6 protein-coding genes are annotated in these 3601 nt (G+C 75.9%); 3 read left to right on the top strand and 3 right to left on the bottom strand.

What is annotated here, in order from left to right; translation table 11 throughout:
• Window positions 1-1095: coiled-coil domain-containing protein (locus C1I99_RS30445; RefSeq protein ID WP_233512807.1), on the top strand; the 1095-nt coding region annotated here is incomplete at its 5' end.
• A gap of 121 nt (window positions 1096-1216) precedes the next feature.
• Window positions 1217-1807: a pyridoxamine 5'-phosphate oxidase family protein gene (locus tag C1I99_RS30440; RefSeq protein WP_111137607.1), complete on the top strand. Its 591-nt coding sequence runs from the start codon at window positions 1217-1219 to the stop codon at window positions 1805-1807.
• Between the two features lie 18 nt (window positions 1808-1825).
• Here C1I99_RS30440 and C1I99_RS30435 read toward each other — a convergent pair whose 3' ends face one another.
• A complete protein-coding gene (locus C1I99_RS30435; protein ID WP_233512806.1) occupies window positions 1826-2431 on the bottom strand; it encodes an oligopeptide:H+ symporter in 606 nt (201 codons plus the stop codon).
• A complete protein-coding gene (locus C1I99_RS34370) occupies window positions 2395-2628 on the bottom strand; it encodes a hypothetical protein (RefSeq protein WP_233512805.1) in 234 nt (77 codons plus the stop codon). Before C1I99_RS34370 ends, C1I99_RS30435 begins: the two co-directional genes overlap by 37 nt.
• A gap of 219 nt (window positions 2629-2847) precedes the next feature.
• Here C1I99_RS34370 and C1I99_RS30430 point away from each other — a divergent pair, with 219 nt between their 5' ends.
• Window positions 2848-3189, top strand: coding sequence for an RNA polymerase-binding protein RbpA (locus C1I99_RS30430; protein ID WP_046564157.1), 342 nt, complete (start codon window positions 2848-2850; stop codon window positions 3187-3189).
• Between the two features lie 57 nt (window positions 3190-3246).
• Here C1I99_RS30430 and C1I99_RS30425 read toward each other — a convergent pair.
• On the bottom strand, window positions 3247-3601 hold a 355-nt coding region (locus C1I99_RS30425; protein WP_111137606.1), incomplete at its 5' end, for an FxsA family protein.

The raw sequence follows: 3601 nt of genomic DNA, 5'->3' as shown, positions 1-3601 counted from the left end.
GCCGACACCCGCCCCTGCGCGCACTGCGGACGGGAGGTGCCGCAGCGCGCCGGCGCCGGTCGGCCCTTCCGCTACTGCCGCGACAACGACGGCGCCTGCCAGCGGGCCTCCCGCAACAGCCGGATGCGCCACCGTAACTCCCCTGGGCTGCCCGGTCAGGTGGCCCGCACCTGGGAGGCCGTCGACCGGCTGGAGCAGGTCGCGGAGACGCTGGCCGAGGCGCTGCACGCCGAACTGTCCCCGGTCGGGGTGGAACGCCAGCTCGCGCAGGCCCGCGCCGACGCGGCGACCCAGGTGGCGGCGGCCCAGACCGAGCGGGACGAGGCCCGCCGCGACGCCGAGGACGCCGCCGCTGCCGCCGTGCGAGCTCGCGAGGAGGCCCGGGCCGCCGCCGCCGAGCGGGACGCCGCCCGCGACGACGCGCGGCGCGCCGCCGGGCAGGCCACGACGGCCGCCGAGCGGGCCGACCGGGCGGAGGCGGCCCGTGACGAGGCCCGCCGGCAGGCCAGCGCCGCGGAGGCACTGCGGGCGCAGGCCGAACGGGACCGCGACGCGGCCCGCCACGAGCTGCGGACGCTGCGCGCCGAGTTGGACGCCGAGCGCCGCCGCGCCGCCGACCTGACCGGCCAACGGGACGCCGCCCGGGCCGACGCGGACCGGGCGGCCCACACCGCCACCGATGCGCTCGACCGCGCGCGGCGCCTGCACGCCGAGGCCGACCAGGCCCGCGAGCAGGCCGACCGGGCGCGGGCCGAGGCCGACGCGGCCCGGACGGCGGCCGCCGAGGCCTCACGCGCCCGGCAGCAGGCCGACGCGGCCCGCCGGGAAGCCGCGGCGGAGGCCGACCGCGCCCGCGCGGAGCTGGCCGCGCTCGCCGGCCGGCACGACACGCTGAGCGCGGAGCTGGCCGTCGCGCGCGGAGCCGCCACCGCCGCCGAGGGCCGACTCGACGAGCTGGCGGTGCGGCTGCGCGCCGCCGAGTCCGACCGGGACGAGGCGCACCGGCGGGTGGCCCAGCTGGCCGACCAGGTCAGCCAGCTCGCCGCCGCCCTGGCCCAGCTCGGCCCCCGCGACGACGGCCGGCCGCCGGCCTGAGCCGACCGCGGCGCGATGCCGCCCGTCGCGGAATTCGGGCCGGCCGGCAGGGGCGCCTGGGCGGTGGGACGCCACCGGGGCGGGGCTACGGCCGCGGCCACAGCGGGGCGATGATGTCCGGGTGGGAAAGACACACGAACGCATTGAGGGCCGGCTGCGGGCCTTCATCGAGGATCAGCCGATCTTCTTCACCGCCACCGCGCCGCTGGCCGGCGACGGCACCATCAACCTCTCCCCGAAGGGGCTGCGCGGCTCCTGGGCGGTGCTCGACGAGCGCACCGTGGCCTACCTGGACTTCGCGGGCAGCAACGCCGAGACCATCGCCCACCTGCGGGAGAACGGCCGGATCACGCTGATGTGGTGCGCCTTCCAGGGCCCGCCGAACATCGTGCGGGTGCACGGGCGCGGTGAGCCGGTGTTCCGCGACGACCCCCGCTGGCCGCATCTGGTCGGCCACTTCCCGGACATCGACACCGGCCGGCACGGCCTGCGGGCGATCATCGTGGTGCGTGCCGACGTGATCCGCGACACCTGCGGCTACGCGGTGCCGTTCATGACCTACGACGCCGACCGTGACCTGCATGGCAAGCGCTTCGCCCGGGAGGACGACGCGTCGCTGAGCGGCTACTTCGCCGGCAAGGAGCACGTGGCGCGCAGCATCGACGGGCTGCCCGGCCTGCCGCTGCCCCTGCCGCCGACCCCGGCGCGCTGACCCGCCGCCCGATCCGCGTCAGTGGATGCCGGCCATCAGGGCCCGGATCTGCCGGGCGAACATCACCGCGCCGAGCCCGAGCGCCGCCGACGCCAGACCGAAGGTCAGGAAGTACACCGGCTGGGACCAGGTGTCGGCCAGCCGGGCCACCTGGCCGCCGATCGCATCGCCGACGGCGGTGGCCAGGAACCACAGGCCCATCATCTGGCTGGCGTACTTCACCGGCGCCAGCTTCGTGGTGGCCGACAGCCCGACCGGGCTCAGCGACAGCTCACCGGCGACCTGGATGGCGTACACGGCCACCAGCCACCACGGTGAGACCAGGTCGCCGCCGACGGCGGCCCGCGCGGCGGCGGCCATCAGCACGAACGACAGGCCGTTGAGCACCAGGCCGACGGCGAACTTCACCGGGGTGGACACCCGGTGGCCCAGGCGCAGCCACAGCAGCGCGAACAGCGGCGCCCCGATGATGATCAGGACGGGGTTGACCGACTGGAGCCAGGACGCGGGGAAGGTGAAGCCGGCCACCTCCCGGTTGGTGTCCTCGGCGGCGAACAGGTTCAGCACCGACCCGGCCTGGTCGTAGATCAGCCAGAACGCCGCCGCGAAGACGAACAGCCACACGTACGCCTGGACTCGTCCAGCGCGAGGCCGTCGTCGGCCAGCGACGCGGTCAGGTGCAGCACCAGGATGGCCCGCATCCCGTAGAAGCTGAACCGCTCCCACATCTCGGTGAGGAAGAGGGTGGCCAGGGCCGGCGGGTGCCCGAAGAAGGTCCGCCCGGAGGGGGACCGGAACCCGAGCGGCGCGTCACCGCCCATCGCAACCTCCGCTGTGCTGGGGCGGTTAACATCCCCGTTGACAGCGGAAACACTCCACCGTTTCGACCCGGCCGGGGCGACCCCGCCGGGCGGCTGTCCTGGCCGGCTACCCTTGTGCAGGCTCGCCCGGGTGCGCTCCGCGCCCGCGGGCGGGAATGGCCCGGCGGAGACGTGCCGTTACACCAGAAGACCAGCACCACGAACGAGGGGAAGTCGATCATGGGCGAGCGTATGCTGCGCGGTAGCCGTCTGGGGGCGGTCAGCTACGAATCCGACCGCAACACGGAGCTCGCGCCGCGTCAGACCCGCGAGTACCTCTGCGCCAAGGGCCACCAGTTCGAGGTGCCGTTCGCCGTCGACGCCGAGGTCCCCACGACCTGGGAGTGCAAGTTCGACGGCAGCGTCGCCCGGCTGGTCGACGGCAGTGAGCCGGAGCAGAAGAAGGCCAAGCCGCCGCGTACCCACTGGGACATGCTGCTGGAGCGGCGCTCGATCGCCGAGCTGGAGGACATCCTCGCCGAGCGGCTGCAGGAGGTCCGCACCCGCCGCGGCCGCGCCTGAACGTACGACACCACGGCGCCCCGGGAGTTCCGCTCCCGGGGCGCCGTGGCGTACGGCTCAGTTGCGACCGGGCTCGACGATTTCCCCCTCGATGGCCCCGCCGCCGTCCACCGGCGGCGGTCCGGCGCTCGGCCGCGGCGACGGCCGCGGTTCACCAGGGCGCACCCGCACCCGGCGGGGCCCGAACAGGTCACCGGCCACCATCGACGACACCCGGCGCTCGGCGGCGCGTTGCATCCCGCCCCGGGCCAGCCGGCGCACCGGCGGCACCAGCAGCACCAGCCCCGCCACCCCGCTGACCAGACCGGGGATAGCCAGCAGCAGCGCACCGACCAGACCCACCAGCCCGTCGGTGACCTGCCGCCCCGGCGGCTGCCCGGCCTCGGCGGCGGCCCGGAAGCCCCGCCACGCC

Origin of the sequence: Micromonospora deserti (assembly GCF_003236335.1) — a bacterium.
Classification (GTDB): domain Bacteria; phylum Actinomycetota; class Actinomycetes; order Mycobacteriales; family Micromonosporaceae; genus Micromonospora; species Micromonospora deserti.
The sequence above is the reverse complement of the archived record's forward strand: the minus strand, read 5'-3'. Positions and strand labels throughout refer to the sequence as shown.